General features: G+C 62.7%; 21 protein-coding genes and 1 pseudogene. 16 read left to right on the forward strand and 6 right to left on the reverse strand.

All coding sequences use genetic code 11. The features are described from left to right. Nucleotides 1-73: 73 nt before the first annotated feature. The gene (locus ACSQ3Z_RS19985) at nt 74-604 is read right to left on the reverse strand and encodes a tetratricopeptide repeat protein (protein ID WP_436173016.1); all 531 of its coding nucleotides are present in this window, start codon (nt 602-604) and stop codon (nt 74-76) included. 180 nt (nt 605-784) lie between these two features. Here ACSQ3Z_RS19985 and ACSQ3Z_RS19990 point away from each other — a divergent pair, with 180 nt between their 5' ends. The 9 genes and pseudogenes from ACSQ3Z_RS19990 to ACSQ3Z_RS20030 all read left to right on the forward strand — a co-directional run bounded on the left by ACSQ3Z_RS19990 (nt 785) and on the right by ACSQ3Z_RS20030 (nt 9658). After that, nucleotides 785-1210 carry a DUF3775 domain-containing protein gene (locus ACSQ3Z_RS19990; RefSeq protein ID WP_006202487.1) on the forward strand — a complete coding sequence of 142 codons (426 nt, stop codon included), beginning with the start codon at nt 785-787 and terminating at the stop codon, nt 1208-1210. A gap of 76 nt (nt 1211-1286) precedes the next feature. Next, on the forward strand, nt 1287-2189 hold the full coding sequence (locus ACSQ3Z_RS19995) for an extensin family protein (RefSeq protein WP_436173017.1): 903 nt from the start codon (nt 1287-1289) through the stop codon (nt 2187-2189). Between the two features lie 113 nt (nt 2190-2302). After that, a complete protein-coding gene (locus tag ACSQ3Z_RS20000; RefSeq protein WP_436173018.1) occupies nt 2303-3127 on the forward strand; it encodes an extensin-like domain-containing protein in 825 nt (274 codons plus the stop codon). Between the two features lie 74 nt (nt 3128-3201). Continuing rightward, nucleotides 3202-3909, forward strand: coding sequence for an LssY C-terminal domain-containing protein (locus ACSQ3Z_RS20005; protein ID WP_436173019.1), 708 nt, complete (start codon nt 3202-3204; stop codon nt 3907-3909). Between the two features lie 102 nt (nt 3910-4011). Beyond that, the gene (locus ACSQ3Z_RS20010) at nt 4012-5322 is read left to right on the forward strand and encodes a hemolysin family protein (RefSeq protein WP_436173020.1); all 1311 of its coding nucleotides are present in this window, start codon (nt 4012-4014) and stop codon (nt 5320-5322) included. Between the two features lie 199 nt (nt 5323-5521). After that, nucleotides 5522-6560: pseudogene (locus ACSQ3Z_RS20015) on the forward strand (IS110 family transposase). A 555-nt stretch (nt 6561-7115) separates the two neighbouring features. Next, entirely contained in the window at nt 7116-7724 is a 609-nt protein-coding gene (locus ACSQ3Z_RS20020) for a 2-hydroxychromene-2-carboxylate isomerase (RefSeq protein ID WP_436173021.1), read from the forward strand. A gap of 131 nt (nt 7725-7855) precedes the next feature. Beyond that, the gene (locus ACSQ3Z_RS20025) at nt 7856-8629 is read left to right on the forward strand and encodes an HD domain-containing protein (RefSeq protein ID WP_436173022.1); all 774 of its coding nucleotides are present in this window, start codon (nt 7856-7858) and stop codon (nt 8627-8629) included. A gap of 741 nt (nt 8630-9370) precedes the next feature. Further along, the gene (locus tag ACSQ3Z_RS20030; RefSeq protein WP_436173023.1) at nt 9371-9658 is read left to right on the forward strand and encodes a hypothetical protein; all 288 of its coding nucleotides are present in this window, start codon (nt 9371-9373) and stop codon (nt 9656-9658) included. Between the two features lie 2 nt (nt 9659-9660). On the opposite strand, the gene ACSQ3Z_RS20035 is transcribed toward ACSQ3Z_RS20030, so the two are convergent. Then, complete coding sequence (locus ACSQ3Z_RS20035; RefSeq protein WP_436173024.1) at nt 9661-9951, reverse strand: hypothetical protein; 291 nt, start codon at nt 9949-9951, stop codon at nt 9661-9663. Nucleotides 9952-10299: 348 nt separating this feature from the next. Here ACSQ3Z_RS20035 and ACSQ3Z_RS20040 point away from each other — a divergent pair, with 348 nt between their 5' ends. Continuing rightward, complete coding sequence (locus tag ACSQ3Z_RS20040) at nt 10300-11601, forward strand: glucoamylase family protein (RefSeq protein WP_436173025.1); 1302 nt, start codon at nt 10300-10302, stop codon at nt 11599-11601. A 67-nt stretch (nt 11602-11668) separates the two neighbouring features. Here ACSQ3Z_RS20040 and ACSQ3Z_RS20045 read toward each other — a convergent pair whose 3' ends face one another. Beyond that, complete coding sequence (locus ACSQ3Z_RS20045) at nt 11669-12649, reverse strand: quinone oxidoreductase family protein (RefSeq protein ID WP_436173026.1); 981 nt, start codon at nt 12647-12649, stop codon at nt 11669-11671. A gap of 92 nt (nt 12650-12741) precedes the next feature. Here ACSQ3Z_RS20045 and ACSQ3Z_RS20050 point away from each other — a divergent pair, with 92 nt between their 5' ends. Further along, a complete protein-coding gene (locus ACSQ3Z_RS20050) occupies nt 12742-13143 on the forward strand; it encodes a winged helix-turn-helix transcriptional regulator (protein WP_436173027.1) in 402 nt (133 codons plus the stop codon). Between the two features lie 54 nt (nt 13144-13197). On the opposite strand, the gene ACSQ3Z_RS20055 is transcribed toward ACSQ3Z_RS20050, so the two are convergent. After that, nucleotides 13198-13803 (reverse strand): NADPH-dependent FMN reductase, encoded by a 606-nt coding sequence (locus tag ACSQ3Z_RS20055; protein WP_006202495.1) that lies wholly within the window; start codon nt 13801-13803, stop codon nt 13198-13200. Nucleotides 13804-13896: 93 nt separating this feature from the next. Here ACSQ3Z_RS20055 and ACSQ3Z_RS20060 point away from each other — a divergent pair, with 93 nt between their 5' ends. After that, nucleotides 13897-14265 carry a winged helix-turn-helix transcriptional regulator gene (locus ACSQ3Z_RS20060; protein WP_436173028.1) on the forward strand — a complete coding sequence of 123 codons (369 nt, stop codon included), beginning with the start codon at nt 13897-13899 and terminating at the stop codon, nt 14263-14265. Between the two features lie 502 nt (nt 14266-14767). Here ACSQ3Z_RS20060 and ACSQ3Z_RS20065 read toward each other — a convergent pair. Continuing rightward, entirely contained in the window at nt 14768-15163 is a 396-nt protein-coding gene (locus ACSQ3Z_RS20065; RefSeq protein ID WP_404280287.1) for an acyl-CoA thioesterase, read from the reverse strand. A gap of 212 nt (nt 15164-15375) precedes the next feature. Here ACSQ3Z_RS20065 and ACSQ3Z_RS20070 point away from each other — a divergent pair, with 212 nt between their 5' ends. Genes ACSQ3Z_RS20070 through ACSQ3Z_RS20080 form a run of 3 tightly spaced genes read left to right on the forward strand, consistent with a single transcriptional unit; the run spans nt 15376 to nt 19114 of the window. After that, the gene (locus ACSQ3Z_RS20070) at nt 15376-16992 is read left to right on the forward strand and encodes a GMC family oxidoreductase (RefSeq protein ID WP_436173029.1); all 1617 of its coding nucleotides are present in this window, start codon (nt 15376-15378) and stop codon (nt 16990-16992) included. Next, nucleotides 16989-18200: a mandelate racemase/muconate lactonizing enzyme family protein gene (locus ACSQ3Z_RS20075; RefSeq protein ID WP_436173030.1), complete on the forward strand. Its 1212-nt coding sequence runs from the start codon at nt 16989-16991 to the stop codon at nt 18198-18200. The genes ACSQ3Z_RS20070 and ACSQ3Z_RS20075 overlap by 4 nt, the downstream gene beginning before the upstream one ends. Continuing rightward, nucleotides 18197-19114, forward strand: a complete 918-nt coding sequence (locus ACSQ3Z_RS20080; RefSeq protein ID WP_436173031.1) for an NAD(P)-dependent oxidoreductase — start codon at nt 18197-18199, stop codon at nt 19112-19114. The genes ACSQ3Z_RS20075 and ACSQ3Z_RS20080 overlap by 4 nt, the downstream gene beginning before the upstream one ends. Nucleotides 19115-19206: 92 nt before the next feature. On the opposite strand, the gene ACSQ3Z_RS20085 is transcribed toward ACSQ3Z_RS20080, so the two are convergent. Further along, nucleotides 19207-20145, reverse strand: coding sequence for a diacylglycerol/lipid kinase family protein (locus tag ACSQ3Z_RS20085; RefSeq protein ID WP_436173032.1), 939 nt, complete (start codon nt 20143-20145; stop codon nt 19207-19209). Between the two features lie 913 nt (nt 20146-21058). On the opposite strand from ACSQ3Z_RS20085, the gene ACSQ3Z_RS20090 reads away from it, so the two are divergent. Continuing rightward, nucleotides 21059-21574 carry a hypothetical protein gene (locus ACSQ3Z_RS20090; RefSeq protein ID WP_436173033.1) on the forward strand — a complete coding sequence of 172 codons (516 nt, stop codon included), beginning with the start codon at nt 21059-21061 and terminating at the stop codon, nt 21572-21574. The last annotated feature ends 5 nt before the right edge of the window (nt 21575-21579 follow it).

The raw sequence follows: 21579 nt of genomic DNA on the forward strand, positions 1-21579 counted from the left end.
CAAGTGTGCAGGAGGCAACAAAAAACCGGCTGCGATCGCCCGCAGCCGGCCCAAAGCATTCGTCGCGGTCGAATCAGCTCCGCATGAAATGGTCGATCTGGTCGGCCAGCATGCCGTATTCACGCGAACCCTTGCCGGTGCGCTTTTCGATCTCGCTGAGCTGTTCGCGGGCGCCGGCGAGATCGCCCATCTGCAGATGCGCCTCGCCGAGATATTCGCGCACCAGCGTATAGTCGGGGTTGATGCGCAGCGCTTCCTCGTAATAGCCGAGGCCGACAGTGATGCGGCCGGAATGGCGATGCGAATAGCCGAGATAGTTGAGGATGCGCGGATCCTGCTTGTTGGCGGCAAGGCTAAGCACGGCGATCGCCTCGTCATAGCGCCCGGCCATCGCCAAATCGTGGCCCGCTTCATAGATGTTGTCGTCGTCGAGCATGCCGTATTTCGGCGTGACACACTTCTTCAGCTTCTTGTCCCAGACCTCACCCTTTTTGCACTTGGGGGTGTCGCCACCGCCACCGCCTTCACCAGCCGTGAATGCGGGCGCCGCAAACAGCGGCAGGGCGGCAACAGCCATGACCTGAATCAACAAACGTCTGCGCATCGAAGCCTCCTTGAGAATGACAATGCGATACTAACGCAGGTGCCATGCCGTTTCATCCCGGAAAGAAACAGCGGCCGCCAACATTTGCAGCTTGACGCCCGCTAACCGAAGATGACGTGACGAATGCTGTAAATCCGCTATCATCCGGCAAACGGCCAATGGAGCATGCGGAGAAGGCCCGTGCAGCAGCGCCTCGAAAGGGAATGGGAGCTTTCGATCGGCCCGGACACCGTGCGCCTGTTCATCCTCAAGGCGAAGGCGCTGAGCGCTGCCGTCAATGAGGACTATGCCGACGGAGCCGAGCATGAGATCGAGCTCGACGGCCAGTCGCACGACAACCATCACCATGACGGTCTCGCCGAGGAAAGTTCGGAAAACCTGACCGAGGAGGAATTTCGCGAACTGATCAACGACCTCAATGTCGACGAGGCGGCCGAACTGGTAGCGCTCGCCTGGGTCGGCCGGGGCGACTACGACGCCTCGGAATGGGCCGACGCGCTGGCGGCGGCGCGCGAGCGTGCCAACAAGCGTACCGCGAAATATCTGCTCGGCATGCCGCAACTCGCCGATTGGCTGGAAGAAGGACTGGAAGTGATCGGCGCGTGACATTGCGGTTACCGATCGTGATCGGCCGAATGCGCTTTCCGAGGCAACTTCCGTACGGCCCCGCCGTTTGGGGGCGATGGCGGCGCTGACCCTCCCAGGATTTTACAGATTGGCGCTGCCTTTGGCGGCGGCGATGCTATTGGCGGGGCCAGCGCTCGCCAAGGCTCCGAAACTTCCTGAAACCGTGCCGGTGCCTGAACTCAACCAGCCTGGACCAACGCCGGAACCAGCGCCGGCGGACGTTCCGGTTCCCGAGCCGCGCCCAACCAACGCGCCGTCCGGCACGTCCGAACCGCCGGCAACGGCACCCATGCCTGCCGAAAAGCCGTCGCAGGCAGTGCCGCCGGCTAGCCCGCCGAGCCCGCCGGAGAAACCGCCGCAGGAGAAAAAGCCCCTTCCGGACCCGAGATCGGCTTCCGTTCCCGCCCCGGAAATGCCGGAGGAGGAGCTCGCCTGCCGCAGAAGGCTGAAATCGATGGGCGTCGACTTCGAGGAACACAAGGCCGAGCACGATCAAGCGATCGGCTGCTCGATCCCCTACCCGATCACCCTGAGGACGCTCGGCAAATCCGTCACGATCGCCCCCGCCACCGAGCTCAATTGCGCCATGGCCGAGGCGTCGGCGCGCTTTGTCGCCGATGTGATCCAGTCCGCCGCGAAAGCCGAATTCGGTGCCGACCTGAAGTCGATCGGGCAGGCTTCCGCCTTCGTCTGCCGGCCGCGCCATAACGGTGGAAAGCTGTCGGAGCACGCCTTCGGCAATGCGCTCGACATTACCAGCTTCACGCTCTCGGACGGCAAGAAGATCGAAGTTGGCCCGGCGCCGCCCGAAAAGGAGGGGAAATTCCTGAACGCGGTACGCAAGGCGGCCTGCGGGCCGTTCAAGACCGTGCTTGGCCCGGGCAGCGACGCCGACCATTCGCTGCACTTTCATCTCGATCTCGAGCCGCGCCGCCACGGCGGCACTTTCTGCCAGTAACGCTTCCCCATCGTTGAAGCCGCAATTCGGCCGCAGGGATGAACGCCGGCGCTGATTTTTCCTTTACTCTTGGCGACTAGACTTGTGCCATCCGGGGACAGGGATGCCTTTCAATGGCCGGAAGATCTGGCGCCATGTTTGCCATGGCACGGTACAAGAAACATGCGCGCATCGCCGTCGGGCGGCTGGCGACAGTGCTTGCGATTGCGGCGGTGTCGGCCTGCACCACCGGAGATGTCTTCTCGCTCCAGCCCGCCGTCGATGTCGGCAGCCAGACCGCCGCGGTGCCCGCCGCCGTCCCGCAATACCAGGGCATGCAGCGCCTCGTTCCCTCCAACCCCTATATGACCGCCGCCTATCCGCGCATGGACGAGCCGATGTCGCCGCTCGAACAGATGCCGGCCAGCGAGATCGATTGCCGCAGCGAGCTCAAGCGCCTCCGCGTCGCATACACCGAAGTTGCGCAGATCCATGAAGGACAATGCGGCATCGACTATCCGGTCAAGGTCTCGGCCATCGGCAGCATTCAGATGAAACCCGCCGCGACGCTGACCTGCGACATGGCCGCCACCTTCGCCGGCTGGACGAAGAACGAACTCGTGCCATCCGCCCGCTGGCGCTATTTCTCCGGCGTCAAGACCATCCATCAGGGCTCCAGCTATTCCTGCCGCAACATCGCCGGCGAAGGTGTGTTGTCCGAGCACGGCAAGGGCAATGCGCTCGACGTCATGAGCATCGAGCTCAACAATGGCGACGACATCGACGTGCGCAAGCCCGGCCTGTTCGCCTTCCGCACCCGCGGCTTCCTCAACACCGTGCGCGCCGACGGCTGCCAGTATTTCACCACCGTGCTCGGCCCCGGCTACAATTACGACCACCGCAACCATTTCCATTTCGACATCAAGAACCGCAAGAGCGGCTACCGCGCCTGCCGTTGATCCCAGGCGGATGCCCTTTGCCCAAGGTTGGCAACGCCGCATAGAATGATGCCGTACATGTTTGGCGGTATCGGATGAGCCAACGCACCCTTCGACGACGCGCAACGATCTGGCTGGCGGCGTTCTGCGCCTTCTATCTGGCGTTCGCCTATTTCGCAGCGCCCGAATTCTGGACGTGGCGGGACCGCGGCTTCCGCACGCAGCACTTCGAGATGATCACGCACACGCCGCAAGGCATCCCGGGCGACCCGATCAATATCGGCCTTGTCGGCACTGAGAAGGAGGTCGTCCACGCCTTCGGCGCCGCCGGTTGGGACACGGCAGACGCCGTCACGCTGAAGACCGCGATCGAAATCGGCGAAAGTGTGCTGTTTGGACGCCCCTACCCCGATGCGCCGGTCAGCCGGCTGCTGTTCGAGGGCCGCGCCCAGGATCTGGCCTTTGAGAATCCGGTCGGCGACAGCGCCGACCGGCGTCACCACGTCCGCTTCTGGCAGGCCGACGCCCGCGGTGACGACGGTCGACCGCTCTGGCTCGGATCCGCCAGTTTCGATCGCGGTGTCGGCCTCAGCCACGACACCGGCGCCATAACCCACCATATCGGTCCCGACATCGATGCCGAGCGTAACTTCCTGATCGGCGACCTCCGCGCCGCCCGCATGCTGATTTCGACCAGCGAGATACAAGGTGTCGGCGCGACAAAAACCGGGCGCAATGGCGGCGGCGATCCCTATTTCACCGACGGCAAGGCAGTGATCGGCGTGCTCAGTCAATTGCCTTGAGATCATAGGTCCTGGATCGGATTGAAATGGTCGTGAGCGTGATCTTCTAAAAATCATGGCTGACTATTTTCGAAGACCGCGCCGCAATGCTATTGACCGCGCATGCTTTACGTTGAAATCGCCACCGTGGTCGTCCTCATCTGTGTGAACGGCCTTCTGTCGATGTCGGAACTTGCCATCGTCTCGTCACGGCCGGCCCGCCTCAAGACGATGATCGACCGCAACGTCAAGGGTGCCGGCCGCGCGCTGGCGCTTGGCGCCAATCCCGGCAAATTCCTGTCCTCGGTGCAGATCGGCATCACCCTGGTCGGCGTTCTGTCCGGCGCCTTCTCGGGCGCCACGCTCGGCGCGCGGCTGGCGCAGTTCCTGGCATCGACCGGTATTCGTGAAACCGTTGCCGACCCGCTCGGCGTCGGCATTGTCGTTGCCGCCATCACCTATGGCTCGCTGATCGTCGGAGAGTTGGTGCCCAAGCAGATCGCGCTACGCGATCCAGAACGCGTTGCCGCGAGGGTCGCGCCGGCGATGACCATCCTTGCCACCGTCGCGGCACCGCTCGTCTTCCTGCTCGACATTTCCGGTCGCGCCATATTGTGGCTGCTTGGCCAGCGCGGCGAGAGCGAGGACAAGGTCACCGACGAGGAGATCAAGATGCTGGTCGCCGAGGCCGAGCATCACGGCACCATCGAATCCGACGAGCGGCGAATGATCGCCGGCGTCATGCGGCTTGGCGACCGCGCCGTGCGCGCGGTGATGACGCCGCGCACCGAAGTCGACTGGATCAACCTGCAGTCCGACGAGACCACCATCCGCAAGCTCTTGGTGGAGACCCAGCATTCGCGCCTGCCGGCCGGCGACGGCGGCGTCGATGCCATGATCGGCGTTGTCCAGACCCGCGACGTGCTGGCGGCGATCCTCGGCGGCAGGGCGCTGGAGCCGCGCCGGCACGTGCGCGCCGCCCCCATCGTCCATGACCAGGCCGATGCGCTCGACGTGCTGTCGAAGCTGAAGGAATCGGATGTGCCGATGGCCCTGGTCCATGACGAATACGGCCATTTCGAAGGCATCGTCACGCCGGCCGACATCCTGGAAGCCATCACCGGTGTCTTCCGCGCGGATCTCGATGCCGGCGAGGAGGAAAACGCCGTCAAGCGCGAGGACGGCTCATGGCTGCTTGCAGGCTACATGCAGGCCGACGAGATGGCGGACATTCTGGGCATCGACCTGCCGGAGAACCGCGATTACGAGACCGTCGCCGGCTATGTGCTGTCGCACATGCATCACCTGCCGGCGACCGGCGAATGCGTCGACGCACAAGGCTGGCGCTTCGAGGTCGTCGACCTCGACGGCCGCCGCATCGACAAGCTCATCGCCACCCGACTTGCAAGCGGCCACCGCGAGCTGGCGCGCTGACTTTCGGAATGTCGGCTTTTTGACCCGAAGCGGACGTACGTCTTCCACAACGCGAACGGCAGCTTTGCGCCGCATGTCGGTCATTCCAACGATCCGGTCCGTCCGCCAAAAGCAGATGAGGTGGATGGCTCCCGCTCCCGGCATCACAGTGCCACAGTGGGTTTGCTGTCAGGCAACCCGAGCTAAGGAGCCATCCGCCATGCAGATTGCCACCGTGGGCCTTGATCTGGCCAAGCGCATTTTTCAAGTTCACGCCGTCGACGCGTCTGGAGACGTTGTTGTTCGCAAGGCACTGCGCCGATCGCAAGTTCTGCCGTTCTTCACCAAGTTGCCGCCCTCACTGATCGGCATGGAGGCGTGCGGCACATCGCATCATTGGGCTCGAGAGTTGACGGAGCTCGGCCATGAAGTCCGCCTGATGCCACCGTCCTACGTGAAGCCCTATGTGAAGCGCGGAAAGAATGATGCGGTGGACGCGGAAGCGATTTGCGAAGCGGTGACACGCCCGACCATGCGTTTTCGTCGTGATGAAGTCAGCCGAGCAGCAAGCGGCCCTATCGCTTCACCGCGCCCGTAATCTTCTGGTCAAGCAGCGTACGCAACTGGTGAATATGATCCGCGGCCTGTTGGCCGAGTTCGGCATCGATATTCCCGAAGGTTTGGAGCGGGCGCTTAGGCTGGCGCGCCAGATAGCCGCGAAGAAATCCACATTGGACGTACCGGCAATGGCACTGCAGATTCTGTGTCTCCTGTGCGAGCAGGTGCTCGACACCCATGCCCGGCTCCAGACCATTGACCGGTCGATCCTTGCCCAGCAAAGAACGAATGAAGTGGCACGGCGTCTATCGACCATACCTGGCATTGGCCCGATCGGTGCCACTGCGTTGGCGGCCTCGGTTGCTGATCCGAGTCGGTTCCGCTCGGGTCGAGAGTTTGCCGCCTGGCTCGGGCTGACACCTTCGCAAAACTCGAGCGGCGGAAAGGACCGTCTCGGGCACATCACCAAGATGGGCGACCGGTACCTGAGAAAGCTCCTTGTGATCGGCGCGACCTCTCTGATCCGACGGGCAAGGCATAAGCCCGAGGCTGCGGATCCGCGCCTCCTCGCGTTGCTCGCCAGGAAGCCAGCGCGCGTGGCGAGCGTAGCCATGGCAAACAAGATGGCCCGCGTGGTGTGGGCTATCATGGCGCGCGGCGAAACCTATCAAGCGCGTCATGCTCCGAACCTTGCAGCGTAAGTTGCGCAGAAGATGAGACACTGAAGCAGAAATCAGATCGAGCCGATCAATCGGCTCTATGAGGTTGTAAGAGCGACGCGATGTGATGGCGAGACCGGTCAGGCCGGGAACAGGGATAACCCATGCGATGTCGGAGGCATCATAGCCTGCAAAGCAGATTGGGACCTTGTTCGCCGACCCATCAGGGCCAGCAGCTTCGAACGGCTGCATGAACAGGCCGGACAGAAGACTGCACCCGACCAATGCGCCAGAACAACGAATTACCTCTTGCAATACGGGAGCCATCCACAGAGGACATCGCTACCGTTTCGGCCGCAGCTTCGGGGCGCCCGATAAAATTGGCGCGAAAATCCGCGACGGGAAGGAAACCTTGTATCGGAAACATCTCCAATAGCCCTCGTCAGCGTCTCCGGCATAAATTTGGCGCGCCTTCCAGTCACCAACGAACCTGTCGTGATTGGCGATGCTCACCGCGTTTTGCAGCGAAATGTTATGAACTCCACGCCTTGCATGATAAATTCCGCAAGCGTCCATTGAATGGCGGTGGGGCAGTTGATGAAGCATGTCGACTTCTTCTATTTCTTCGGCAGCGGGTACGCGTACCTCTCGGTGATGCGGATCGGAGCCCTGGCGAAAGAGGTCGGCGTCACCGTGAGTTGGCGCCCCTTCAACGTCCGTACCGTGATGGCCGAGAACAACATCGCGCTTCGTACCCAGACCGCGAAGATCAAATACATGTGGCGCGACATCGAAAGACGTGCCTCGATTGACGGGGTTCCCTTCGTGAAGCCGCCAATCTGGCCGACCGACCCTGACCTGTTGGCCAATCGGGTCGCGATGGTGGCGGCCGAAGGCGGCTGGTGTGAGGCCTACACCGTTGCGAGCTTCAGGTCGTGGTACCTGGAAGGGATGGCGCTTGGGGATAGACGTCAGCTCGATCACGTGCTGCATTCACTCGGAAAGGATGCCGACACCGTAATTGCCGAGGCAAATGGACCCGCCGCGCACGAACGCCTTAAGTCGGAAACGGATGCTGCTCGTGAATATGGCATCTTCGGCTCACCTGCTTTCGTCGTTGATAATGAGACGTTTTGGGGAGACGACCGTTTGGAAGAAGCTCTGGCTTGGGCCAACGGCAGCCATCGTTTGCAAGCCGAAAGCTAGCGAGCACTCGAGGAGGCTACATGGCTCCTCCATCCTCTTCAGCCAAACAGAATGAACGGTTGTCGGAGTACGGTCCACAGCACCATCAGCGGACCCTAGGTTCGCCGAACCGGACGGAGCGCGTTCCTCGCGTGGATGTGGTAGTCTATTTGAAACTGCTCGTGTGCGAGAACACGAGCAGCTCAGTATGTCTGGAGCAACCTTTGCTCTGCTTCCGCGGCGAGGATGATCCTATGACCGAACCACGTGTGGTTGAGTTGATCGGGAAGCGCATTACGATCACCGATACAATGCGTGCTGACGTCGTGGCTGAGCTTCCCGAGATAGAATGGATCTCCGACTCGACGTTGCGCCAGAACGTCACGGACGCCTGGGCTGCGGCGTTGGCCGCCAGCCCTTTCTCTCGCATTTCAGAAATGAAGCCCTCTGGCAATTACGACACGCGCCCGCTTCGCCACGGAACCCAGGCTGACCATTTTCGCTCGGTCACCCGCATGGCGGTAAAGATCGCCGAAGAGATAGCGGCGCTGTTTCCCAGCTACCGCTATGACCGCGACGTCCTGATCGGCGGCTGCCTCTGCCACGATATAGGCAAGGTGTGGGAGTTCGATCCCGAAAACGTGCGGCGGTGGAACGCCGATCCGCGCGCAAACGGCAGGCCGTCGATCCGCCATCCGGCCTTCGGCCTCTACATCTGCTTGGCAATGGGACTGCCGGAGGGGATCGCCCATTGTGCCGCAGCTCATTCGGGCGAAGGCGAGTTGGTGCAGCGCAGCCTCGAGAACACCATCCTGCACCAAGCTGACTACACTTTCTGGCGCGTGGCGGACGCTGGGGGGCAGCTAGCTGAAAGCGATCCTTGGCTGGACGGCGAACTGGCAGCCCAAAGCGGGGCGAAGATATGATGGCGGGGCAATTCGCGTGCGCTGATGAATAATCAGCTAGCCTCCACGTCCGCTTTGAACAGATCGAGCATCAAACCTTGGAGTTTGATTGTCCGCTATCGTTGGTGGGCTCAACAGGTGAATGCAACACACTAGTCTTTTGTCAAAGATGGAGTGTGGGGCATGAAGCAGCGACGTCGCATTTACTACTCGTCAACTCAGCGGTCTGAGATTTGGGATCGCTGGCGGGCTGGCGAGTCGATGAGTTCGATCGGCCGACGGTTTGATCGAGAGTCTTCATCGATCTTTTCGGTGATCTCACCAACCGGTGGCATTCGCCCGGCCGACCGTCAACGGACCGAGGCCGATCAGTTGAATCCGCCACCCGAAGCGGACGTATGTCTTCCACAACGCGAACGGCAGCTTTGCGCCGCTTATCGGCCATTGAGACCAGCGCTGTGCGCTCAGAAACGGACCCTTGCGATCCAGAATCGGCAGCTGGATGGACCAGCAAGCGCGCCAACGAGCAAGCGCGCCGAGCAGCAGGCGCGCTCGGCCGAAGAGTCTAGTACTACCTGGTCGGTGATCGGTCGGGTCCCAAGCCTGTTTCCGCCTGCCGCGCTCCACGTTATTGCAAGACGTTCAAATTTGAGCTTCCGCACTCATGCTTTGTCGAGAGTATCTCCTTAAACCTTCTGCGCCGTAAGATTTAGCCGTTCTGAATCGCCGTCGGCGACGATGACGACGAAATAGGAGAACGCAATGACTCGCAATCACGCTGAACGTCTTGGAGAATTCAGGGAAATCCTGGTCGCGACTCGACGCGAAGGAGTCCGTAACGTCCACCATACCCGCGACGCAATGCGGGCAAGTGGCTTTCAGATCGGGGACAGCGACGGCTCCAGCTACGGAGCCGAGCTGAAGGCGCTCCAAGAGGAAATTGAGGCAGTCGATCGCGCCATCGAAGACGAGAAGCGGTTGGCCTTGGCCCTCGAGAGCGCGGCTCAATCCCGCCGACCGACTAAACCGAGAATCGTGAAGGGAACATAGAGTCAGGTACGGCCCTCGGCGCCCGTCGCGTCGATCGCCTGCGGTATGGTGTCGGGCTCGCCGCCGCCGTGGTGAGCGCCCTGAACGTCATCCGTTGCCATCAAACGTCGGGAAGGGACGGCCGACGCTGCCGATGTCGCTGACTGCTCAGCCTTGATCTTCCTCGTCGATTTCGCCGTCTCCATCGTTGTCGATGCTTCGCTAATCTCGTGAATGGCGTTCTCCGAGTGTCCGAGTACGATCTGAAACGCGATATTTGGACATGAAATCACGAAGGCCAGCTTCTGGCGCAAAGCGGTCGGCACTACCCTGGATGAAACGGTCGGCTTTCTAGCCCCATCATCCCGAAGCGGACGTTCCGCTTCCGGCCGAAAACAGGACGTTCGGTACGTCTACTCCTGATGTCCGCTCCTGGCGCTTGTCTGATTTTCAAACCGCGGCGTGCTCGCGCCACAGACGCTCATTGCCGAGTGTTCGGCAGCGATGATTGGCCTCGGCAAGGTTTGCCGATTGAAGGCATAGTGTCTCAGCCTGAATTTTGGCGCGGTTGACGCCTATCGCTATCCGCCTTCGCCTTCCTCACCTATGATTGATCACCGAAAAAGGTGGGAAGCGCAGCGAAAACCTCTATATCGGCAGCCATGGATGCATCGAGCGACCACAAGCTAAATGACGAGCTTCTCTCGAACACCCAGCGCCTGTCCTTCGATTATTTCCTCAAGGAGGCCAACCCGGCCAATGGCCTGGTCGCCGACCGCAACACGCAAGCGTCGCCCGCCAGCATAGCCGCCGTCGGGCTCGCTTTGTCGGCCTATCCTGTTGGTGTCGAGCGCGGTTTCATGACGCGCGCCGCCGCCGCTGCACGGACGCTCGCAACGCTTCGTTTCTTCTGGAACGCGCCGCACGGACCAGAACCCGACGCCACCGGCTACAAGGGCTTCTACTATCATTTCCTCGACATGGAGACCGGCCGCCGCGTCTGGAAGTGTGAGTTGTCGACGGTCGACACCGCGCTTCTGCTCGCCGGTATGCTGGCAGCCGGCGCCTATTTTGATGCGGACGACGAATCCGAACTGGAAATCCGCCGGCTCGCCGATGCGCTCTACCGCCGCGTCGACTGGCGCTGGGCGCAGAACGGCGGCGCCACCGTCACCCATGGCTGGCGGCCTGAGAAAGGCTTCCTGCGCTACCGCTGGCAAGGCTACGACGAGGCGGTGATCCTTTATGTGCTAGGTCTCGGCTCGCCGACCCATCCGCTGCCACCCGAGAGCTACGCGGCCTGGCTGTCCACCTACAAGTGGAAGAAGATCTATGGCCAGGAACTGGTTTATGCTGGTCCTCTGTTCGTCCACCAGTTCTCGCATATCTGGATCGATTTTCGCGGCATCCGCGATGCGTTCATGCGCAATCACGGCAGCGACTATTTCGAGAACAGCCGCCAGGCGACCTATCTGCAGCGCGACTACGCCATCCGCAATCCGAAGGGTTTTAGTGGTTATGGCGAGACTTGCTGGGGCATCACCGCCAGCGACGGCCCGGGCCCGACAAAACGTCAGAAGACGGTTAGTGGCCGCCGCTTCTACAGCTATCTGGCGCGCGGCGCGCCTTTCGGCCCGGATGACGGCACGCTGTCGCCGTGGGCGGCGATTACTTCACTGCCCTTTGCGCCGGAGATCGTTCTGCCGGCGCTGCGCCATTTCCACGAGATCGACCTGCACCAGGGCAACCCTTACGGTTTCACCGCAAGCTTCAATCCGACAATCGCCGCCGCCGACGGCCGCTCCTGCGGTTGGGTATCGCCGGACCATGTCGGCATCAATCAGGGGCCGATCGCCCTGATGATCGAGAACTACCGATCGGACTTCCTATGGCGACTGATGCGCCGCGTGCCGGCCATCGCCGCGGGACTTCGCCGAGCCGGATTTTCGGGCGGTTGGCTATAGCAAGTCCACTTCTGGTGACGGAGATCAGATTCCGCGACCGGACTCGGGACGATTTGATCGGCGATACTCAAGGCACCAGCACGACCTTGCCTGTGGAGCGACGATCCTCCAGCAGGCGATGCGCGTCGCCCGCCTGGGCGATTGGGAAGCGTGCGCCAGTGGTCACGACAAGCGCGGCGCTAGCGGCGAGCTGGAAGAGCTCCGACAGGTTTTCACGCAGCCCGGCGGGCGTAAGCAGCGGCAGCAGGGCAAACCCCCTGAGCGACTGGTTGCGGCCGATCATCGCTTCCATCTCCGCCGCACTCAGTGCGTATCTGCCAAGCGCGGCAAACACCAGCTCGCCGCAAGGTGCCAGCGCCTCTAGCGCCGTTGCCGTCATCGCACCGCCCACGGTGTCGTAGACGATGTCAACGCCAACCCCGCCTGTCACTTCCCGGACCTGGGCGGCCCAAGCCGTCCGGCCGTAATCGGTCGCGGCATCGGCTCCGAGCGACATCGCAAGATCGAGCTTGGCCCTGCTGCCGGCGGCAGCGATCACAGTGCTGGCGCCGCTTCGTTTGGCAAGCTGGACGAGCAGTGACCCGACACCGCCGGCGGCAGCGCCAACCAGCACCGATTTGCCGGCTGGCGGGCTCTGTCGCAGCAGATGCAGGGCCGTCAGCCCCTGCACCATCAAGGCCGTCGCATCCTCGAAAGAGAGCGCATCCGGCAAGGATACGGCAAGGCCGGCATCGATCGTCACATAGTCGGCGTAGCCGCCAAAGGGGTGGGTTGACGCAAACAGCGGCGCCGCGACGCGTGCGCCAAGCAGCTTTGCGTCCACGCCCTGCCCAATGGCCTCGGCGATCCCTGCAGCCTCCACGCCGAGGATGAGAGGTAGTCGCGGCGTGACCGCGTAGCGGTCGGCGCGCATCAGCGCCTCGAAGAAATTCACGCCGGCCGCATGAACGCGGACCAGCACCTCGCCGGCCTGCGGCTCGGGCTTGGGCATCTCCACGACATCAAGAATATCGGGACCGCCGAAACGGTTGAGTTGAATGGCACGCATGGCAACCTCGCTATGGCAACAGCAGCTGTTTGCCACTATCTGCGAGGCTCGGACTACAAACTCATTTGTCCCCTGCTGACCAAGAGGTGACCATGACCGGCCCTATCAAGAGACTGCCGATGCTGCCGGCCGAACGCGCCTTGAAAGTGATCTCTGGCCGCTGGAAGGCGGTCATCCTCTATCATCTCTTCGATGGACCCAGGCGGCTGTCGGCGCTGAAGTCACAGGTGCCCGCCATTACCCAAAAAGTGCTGATCCAGCAGCTTCGCGAAATGGAGGAGCACGGCCTCGTCAGCCGTGAAATCTTTGCCGAAATCCCCTCGCGCGTCGAATATTCCGCGACGCCGCTTGGCTTCAGCCTCGAACCCATCCTGCTGGCGCTCTGCGAATGGGGGCAGCACCATGCCGACGAGCTGAACGAGCGGGAACGTTTGGCCGATTGTATCATCAGGCCAAGACAGGCGCAGCACGCTCCGGCAGCGTCCGGAAATTGAAAAGGGCGGCGCAAGCGCCGCCCCATATCCTTCGGAGGATAATTCGAGAGGCGATCAGGCCGCCTTGGCTTCCTGGTCGATCGCATCGGCGTTGCGCGCTGCCTTCAGGACCTTGGCCCACCAGGCAACGTCGTTGACGAGCGCGGTGGCGGCCTGGTTCAGGTGCTCGAGCTCCTCGAGCTTCTTCTCGCCCTGGCGGACGGCGAGGAAATCGCCCCAGGCGATATGGACCGCCGATTTGACCGGCGCCATCTGCAGTTCGACGGCATGCAGGCGCAGCTGCTCGACGGCGCGGGCGCCGCCGACGCTGCCATAGCCGACGAAGCCGGCCGGCTTCTTGTTCCACTCATTGGCGGCATAATCGATGGCGTTCTTCAGCACGGCCGTCGGGCCATGATTGTACTCGGCGGCGGTGAAGATGAAGCCGTCGAACTCGGCGACCTTCTTCTGCCAACGCTGCGCCACTTCGTTCTGCGACGGTGCCCAGGCGGAGGACGCGACCTCGTCGAAGAACGGCAGTGGGAAATCGCGCAGATCGACGACTTCGACGTCGATGTCGGCATGCGACTTGGCGATCTTGGCGATCCACTGAGTGGGCACATCGGCGAAACGCGCGGCGCGGGTCGAACCGACGACAATAGCGATTTTGGGCTTGGACATCTGGGAGGCTCTCCATGTCAGGAAATGGTGGTATCGTTTAGATACCTGAGATATATGAGTGACTGTCCGCGCGAAGCGCAAGGAGGCACTTTTTTGTTACTGAGGCACCCACACCGCTCCGAGGATTGCCGCGCCATCTCGGAAATCCTGCAGCGTGTCGGCGACAAATGGACCGTGCTCGTCGTCGGCAAGCTCGGCGACGGACCGCTGCGCTTCAACGAATTGCGCAGCGCCGTGGGCGGCATTTCGCAGAAGATGCTGACCACCACTCTGCGCGGGCTGGAGCGCGACGGCTTCGTCACCCGCACCGTGTTTCCGACCATCCCGCCGCGCGTCGACTATGAGCTGACCGAGCTTGGCCACGAGCTGCTTATCCCAGTCAGCGCGCTCGGCGAATGGGCGCGCAAGAACACCGAACGCGTCAGGGCGGCACGCGAAAAGTTCGACGGGATGCACGCCTGAAACCCTTGCATTGCAAGGTCTTTTCCCACCGCGCATCGATCGGTGCTTTTCTGCTGACGTGGTCGCGTCAAGCGCTGCGGAAGGTTCCTGACCCGGTTCGATTTCGGATCGATTTCGGATGAAGCAATTTCTGCAGGTCGGCATGCATGGTGTCAGATCACGGCGACTGCACAGCAGTTCAGCTGGTACATACGCGACGTCAGGGATGGAGATCCGACACTTGGCCGGCTACCGAATGTGGCGCTGATTTCCGATGCCCAATTTGCGCCCCGCAATGCCTCCCTGGACCTCGCCAACAGAGATCGCACCAGGCTGTCAGACCAGGGTCGCAAAGGCACCCATCACAGCACCGTTCAGCATGTGTTGACGCATTGTCTTCCGGCCGTGCCGCCCTGCTCTCGCCGCATTCACGGGCAGCGCGCCAAGGACCTGCGCCGAGGTCGCCATTGGTGATGCCCGGCAGGAGCTTTCCGTCGTCGGGAATCTGCGAAAATTGCGCCGATCAGCCTTCCGCCGGAACCGCCTTCGGCTTGCCCTCGCCGTCCAGCGCCACCATGACGAAATCGGCATGGGTGACCTTCTCCATAAGGTCGGAAAGGTAGCGCTGCGCCCAGGCCTCGACCTTGAGCGTCATCGAGGTGCGGCCGACACGTTCGACATGGGTGTAGATGCACAGCGTGTCGCCGATCTTCATTGGCTTGGCGAACGACATCTCCTTCACCGCCGCCGTCACCACGCGGCCCTTGGCGCGCTCGGCCGCGCGGATGCCGCAGGCAAGGTCCATCTGCGCCATCACCCAGCCGCCAAAAATGTCGCCCGCCGCATTGGCGTCCGAAGGCATAGCCAGCGTCCGCAGCGTCAGATCGCCGATCGGCCGTCCTTCAGCGTAGTGCACCATGCGGAAATCCCCTCAAGATCGACAGGTCCAATCCCGTATCGGCATGCCGTCGAGGCGTCAACGCGCTCGAAATGTCGCAAGTGCCGGTCATTGCGAAAAGCGCGTCCCGGTAGCGGTCGCTTTTTTCACAAGGAATGCCGGAAGGCACGGCGACTTGAGAAGCCTGCGGCGTCTAGGCTGCGGCCTGAGTTTCCGGAGCCGCCCAACCCATCATGCAGAGTTTTGATTTCATCATCGTCGGCTCCGGCTCGGCCGGCTCGGTCCTGGCGGACAAACTGTCGGCTTCGGGGCGCTTCTCGATTCTGGTTCTGGAAGCCGGCGGCACCGATCGGCGCTTCTATGTGCAGATGCCGCTTGGCTACGGCAAGACCTTCTTCGATCCCGCGGTCAACTGGAACTACAAAGCCGAGCCGGACCCCGGCCTTGCCGGCAATGCCGACCACTGGCCGCGCGGCAAGCTGCTCGGTGGTTCCAGCTCGATCAACGCCATGGTGTATATCAGGGGCGCTCGCGAGGATTTCGACGCCTGGGCGGCCGCCGGCAACCCCGGCTGGGGCCATGACGATCTGCTGCCGGCCTTCAAGGCGCTGGAAGACAATGAGGCCGGCGCGGACAAATGGCGCGGCGTCGGCGGTCCCTTGCATATCACCGACTGCACGAGCGCCGTCCACCCACTGACCCGGCGCTATCTCGCCGCTGGCCAGCAGGCCGGCCTGCCGCTCAATCCCGATTTCAACGGCGCCTCCCAGGAAGGCGTCGGCATCTACCAGATCACCACGAGGAACGGCCGCCGCATGTCGGCCGCCCGCGCCTTCCTGCGCCCGGCGATGAAGCGAAAGAACATCCGCGTCGAGACGAATGCGCTGGCCACAAGAATCCTGTTCGAGGGCAAGCGCGCCGTCGGCGTCGAATATCTGCAGAATGGCGAGACGAAGACCGCCCGCGCCGGCCGCGAAGTGATCCTGTCGGGCGGTTCGATCAACTCCCCGCAACTTCTGCAGCTCTCCGGCATCGGCCCCTCAGCGCTGCTCAAGGGGCTGGGCATTCCGGTCGTTCGCGCCAACGAGAATGTCGGCGCGAACCTGCAGGACCATGTCGGCATCAACTACACCTTCAAGGGCAGGCTGCCGACGCTCAACCAGGTCCTGCGCCCATGGTGGGGCAAGCTCATGGTCGGCATGCAATACATCCTGCTGCGCTCCGGTCCGTTGTCGCTGTCGATGAACAATGCCGGCGGCTTCTTCCGCACCGACCCGACCGCTGCTCGCCCCAACATGCAGCTCTATTTCCAGGCTTTCTCGACCGTCATTCCGAAGAGCGGCGAGCGCCCGATCCTGACGCCCGATCCGTGGCCGGGCTTTTCCATCGGCCTGTCCAACTGCCGCCCATCGAGCCGCGGCGAGATCATGATCCGTTCGAAGAATCCGCGCGACTATCCGCGGATCACGGCCAACGCCTATTCGACCAACGCCGATGTCGACGAAATGCTGGCAGCGGTGAAGTTCGTGCGCAAGATCGCCTCGATGCCGGCGATGGCCGAGATCATCGAGGAAGAGGTTTTGCCCGGTCCATCAATCACTTCGGACGCCGATCTGATTGCGGATTTCCGGAAGCGCTCGGGCACCGTCTATCATCCGGTCTCGACCTGCCGCATGGGGCCGGATGCCGCGCGCGCCGTGGTCGACCCGCGCCTCAAGGTGCATGGTCTCGAAGGACTTCGCGTCATCGACGCCTCGATCTTTCCCGACAACATCACCGGCAACACCAACGCCGCTTCGATCCTGACCGGATGGAAGGGCGCCGAACTGGTTCTGGAGGATCAGAAATGAAGATCACCGACGTCAAGACCTGGGTTGTCGGCAACCCGCCGCCCGGCATCGGCGGCAAATATTTCATCTTCGTCAAGCTCACCACCGATGGTGGCGTGGTCGGCTATGGCGAGGCCTACAACGCCACCTTCTCCGGCCATGTCACCGCCAGGATGATCGAGGACATGGCCGAGCGCTATCTCGTCGGCCGCGATCCGCACGACATCGAGAATTTCTTCCGCCGCGCCTATTCGTCCGGCTTCACCCAGCGCCCCGACGTGTCAGGCATGGGCTGTTTCTCGGCGCTCGAAATGGCCTGCTGGGACATTATCGGCAAGCAGGCCGACAAGCCGGTCTACAAGCTGCTCGGCGGCCAGGTGCACGAGACGCTGCGCTCCTACACCTATCTCTATCCGCATACGGGCAGCGTCCATTCCGAGGACGCGCACGGCAAGAATGTCTACAACGATCCGGACTTGGCGGCTGCCTGCGCGCTCGAATATGTCGAGCAGGGTTTCAATGCGGTCAAGCTCGACCCGGCCGGCCCCTACACCGCCTTCGACGGCCACCAGCCGCGTCTCATCGACATCGACCTCTCCGCCCGCATGATCAAGGCGATCCGCGAGGCGGTCGGCACGCGCGCCGACATCCTGTTCGGCACCCACGGCCAGTTCACCGCTTCGGGCGCGCTGCGGCTCGCCCGCGCCATCGAGCCTTACGATCCACTGTGGTTCGAGGAGCCGGTGCCGCCCGACATGCCCGAGGTGATGGCGCAGGTCGCTCGCGGCACGTCGATCCCGATCGCCACCGGCGAACGGCTGACGACCAAGTTCGAATTCGCCCGCGTCATCGAGAACCGCGCCGCCACCATCTTGCAGCCGGACCTCGGCCGCTCCGGCGGCATTCTCGAGACCAAGAAGATCGCCGCCATGGCCGAGGCCTACCACATCCAGGTCGCGCCGCATTGCTATTGCGGGCCGATCGTCGGCGCCGCCAACATCCAGCTGGCCGTGACGCTGCCCAACTTCCTGATCCTCGAATCGCTGAAGCAGTGGGACGGTTTTCACGCGACGCTGCTCAAGAAGAAGATCGAATGGCAGGACGGCAACGTCATCCCGTCAAAGGAGCCCGGTCTCGGTGTCGAGCTCAATGAGGCCGTCTGCGAGGCGCATCCCTGGAACGGCAAGGAATTGCATCTGCAGATGATGCAGACGCCGTTGATGCCGTGAGCGAAAACTACGCCTTCATCGGCCTTGGCCATCTCGGCGGCAACCAAGCCGCCAGCCTGGTCCGCAACGGCTTCGCCGTCACCGTCTTCGACCGCGACCCGGCCGCCGTCGATCGCCTGGTAGCGCTCGGCGCTGTTGCCGCCAAGAGCCCCGCAGAGGCCGCCGCCCGCGCCGGCAATGCCATCACATGCCTGCCGTCGCCGATGGTCAGCGAAGCCGTGCTGTCCGGCCCCGAGGGATTGCTCGAAGGCCTGCCCGAAGGCGGCACCTGGATCGAGATGTCGACCAATGGCCGTGACGAGATTCTGCGGCTCGCAGCCCTCGCTTCGGCAAAGGGCGTCGAGACGCTGGAGTGCCCGGTGACCGGCGGCGTCCATCTGGCGGCCGTCGGCAAGATCACGGCGCTGGTCGGCGGCGATCCAGCACTCTACGCACGCCATCGCCCAGCCATAGAGGCGATGTGCGCGAAGTCGTTTCTGATGGGGCCGATCGGCTCGGCGGCGGTCATCAAGGTCATCACCAACATGCTGGCCTTCATCCATCTTGTCGCCGCCGGCGAAGCGCTGATGCTGGCCAAAAAAGGCGGGCTCGACCTCGCCCAGTCCTATCACGCCATCGTCGCCTCCTCCGGCAACAGCTTCGTCCACGAGACCGAAAGCCAGCTCGTCCTGAACGGCTCCTACGACATCGGCTTCACCATGGACCTGGCGCTGAAAGATCTCGGCTTCGCATTGGGCATGGGTGAGACATTCGGCGTGCCGCTCGATCTCGCGTCGCGGGTAAAAGCGATCTTTCAGCAAGGCAAAGACGCCTATGGCGGCGACGCCTGGTCGACCCAGATCGTCAAACTGCTCGAGGATGCGGTCGGCACCGACCTGCGCGCCCCCGGTTTTCCGGCCAAGCTGGAAATCTGAGACGGCTAAATTTTACAAACGATTTCAGATCATTGAGCGGACCAGCGGACTCATGTCCGCAACTGCCTGAATCAATTCCTTAACCGCCTGAATCAATACCTTAAGGTCAGCGCGCCGGGCAGGATCTCGAAGGTGGCGGGTATGCGCCCTGGCGACTCACCGTCAATGTCGACCAGCGCACCGTTCTTTTCCACATCGCCGAGCGGTTCCACAACCACTTTCTTGCCGCGCAGGATGGTGATTGCCGGATGGTTGCGGTGCCGCCCGCCATAGAGCAGCCTGAGATCCCGGATCAGCTGCAGCTTGCTCGCCGCGCGCAGGATGACGATGTCGAACTGCGCATCGTCCAGTTCGGCATCCGGCGCGATCATCATCCCGCCACCGAAGAACTTGCCGTTGGCCACCGCCACCAGCGCCATACGCGCCTCGACCGGGGGACCATCGTCGACGGTGATCCTGACGTCCTGGAACCGATAGCGGACGAACTCCACCACGGTGCGCCAGAAGAACAGCGCCTTGGCCGAGACCTTGCCCTTGCGCTTGTCGGCGTTGACCGCGCGGTCGGTAGCGCCCGACATGCCGAGGCTGGCGATGTTGATGAAATGGCGGCTGGCCAGCGCGCCATGATCGTCGATGTAGCAGATGCGCCCGGCATCGACCTTGCGCGGCTTGGCTTCGGCAATATGCTTGAGTGTGGCATCGACCTCGCGCACCGGGCCGAGCCCGCGGGCGAAATCGATGCCGGTGCCGCAGGGCAGCAGGCCAAGCTCGGTCGTGCGGCCGGTTTCATCGAACGCCTGCAGCAGGCCGTCGGCGACTTCGCTGGCGGTGCCGTCGCCGCCCGCCGCGATCACCAGATCGAAGCCGCTGGCGGCGAGGTCGAGCGCCAGCCTTTCGGCGTCGCCCTCGGCCTGGGTTTCACGCATCTCGAAATCGCCGAAATGCTTTTTCAGCGATGCCGCGACCTCCGGCCAGTGCCGCTTCAGCCTGCCGCCGCCGGCAATCGGATTGAGAACCACCCCGACTTTCAAGCAACCTCCCCCAAAGGCTTTCGGAAACGCTTGCGTCTCAACTACTTTGCCGGCATTGAAGCCCGCGCTGCCTTGCGGAGCAAGCGCCGATTGTCCGGCAACGCGCGATTGCGGCAGACAAGGCCGGATTACTTCAGCTAGCCGATCAGGGCGCTCCGTCGAAGAAATGCCTTGCCACCGGCTTGGTCCCCGATAATCCCGCTATCCACAGGCCCGGGGCGGTTCCCCCGGACACTTACCCGGCGTACATTGAACCCATCTCAGGCGGCTACCGATCGCCAAGCCGAAAGGCAAAGCGAAAAGGCGGATTTCCTGAGGCCCGTACGGCCCTGAGCGATAGCAGGCTTGCCTGCTAGAGGGACGGAAGCCGAGACCTACGGGGCCGCGGAAAGCGTGCGAACGCCGACGGCGGACCGATGCTGCCATGAAGGACGGCAAACACCTTCGATGGTACGCTGAGCGAAGCTCGCAAGGGTGGAGATCGGCGTGGTCCGGAACGGACACTGCTTTCGGGCGGTGACTGGCAGGACCGTCAAAATCAAGGCCGGCTTGGCGCGACGACTTTGCGGAAGTTGCTGCCGTGACCGTGTCCTGATCTGACAGGGAGGCGCTGGGAGAAATCCCAGCGCCGACTGTTTTTGGGCCACCCCCACGCACATTGTTCAGCCACCCGCTGCCGGCCGACCCGGCCATTCGCCGCACCGGGCTAACCGTCGCCGTGCGCAAGCTTCACACGGTTCTGTCGGCGCTGATCGAGGCCGGCGCCAGGAGCGCGTCTACGACGACTGACGTTTTTCGGTCACAGCCGGCATCTCAGAAACATTCCGTCACGCACATTTCACAATCGCGGCCAAATCCCGCCTTGTTCCGCAGCGATTGGTGCTGGTGAGAGGCAACATAAAGGGACAAGACCGTGATCAAGACCGCCCTTGTCGCCATGACCATCGTCGGCTGCGATTGCGACGCCAAGCTTTGCGAATATATCGGCGAGACGCCGGCCAAGTGGGCGACCATCGCCGACTGCGAGGCGGCAATGAAAAGCCAGATGCTGCACCAGAAGAATTTCAACTATCCGCTGGTCTCCGGCATTTGCCGCACCAAGGGTTCGGTGTCGTCCTCCCAACTGGCGGCGATAGCCTCGGCACCCGAGTTGACGACGCCGAGGCAAGCCGCGAGCGATCCGCTGCCGCCTGAACTCAGCCACAGGCCGAGCATTCCCGTCGGATCGCCGGCGACAGCGATGGAAACGGAAGCCGCAAGACCCGTCGCCTATGAAGCGGCGGTCGATGGCGGCCGCGCCGTGCTGTACCGCACCAAGGCCGGCTACGCCGTTGTCAAGACCGATCTCAGCCGTGCCGCTTCCGCGACGGTCGGCCTGGCGAAACGGTCGGCCAACTGGCTGGCGGGGATGATGCCGAGCGGACTGTAATCCAA

Source organism: Mesorhizobium sp. LjNodule214 (genome assembly GCF_964252735.1).
In the GTDB taxonomy this organism is placed as follows: domain Bacteria; phylum Pseudomonadota; class Alphaproteobacteria; order Rhizobiales; family Rhizobiaceae; genus Mesorhizobium.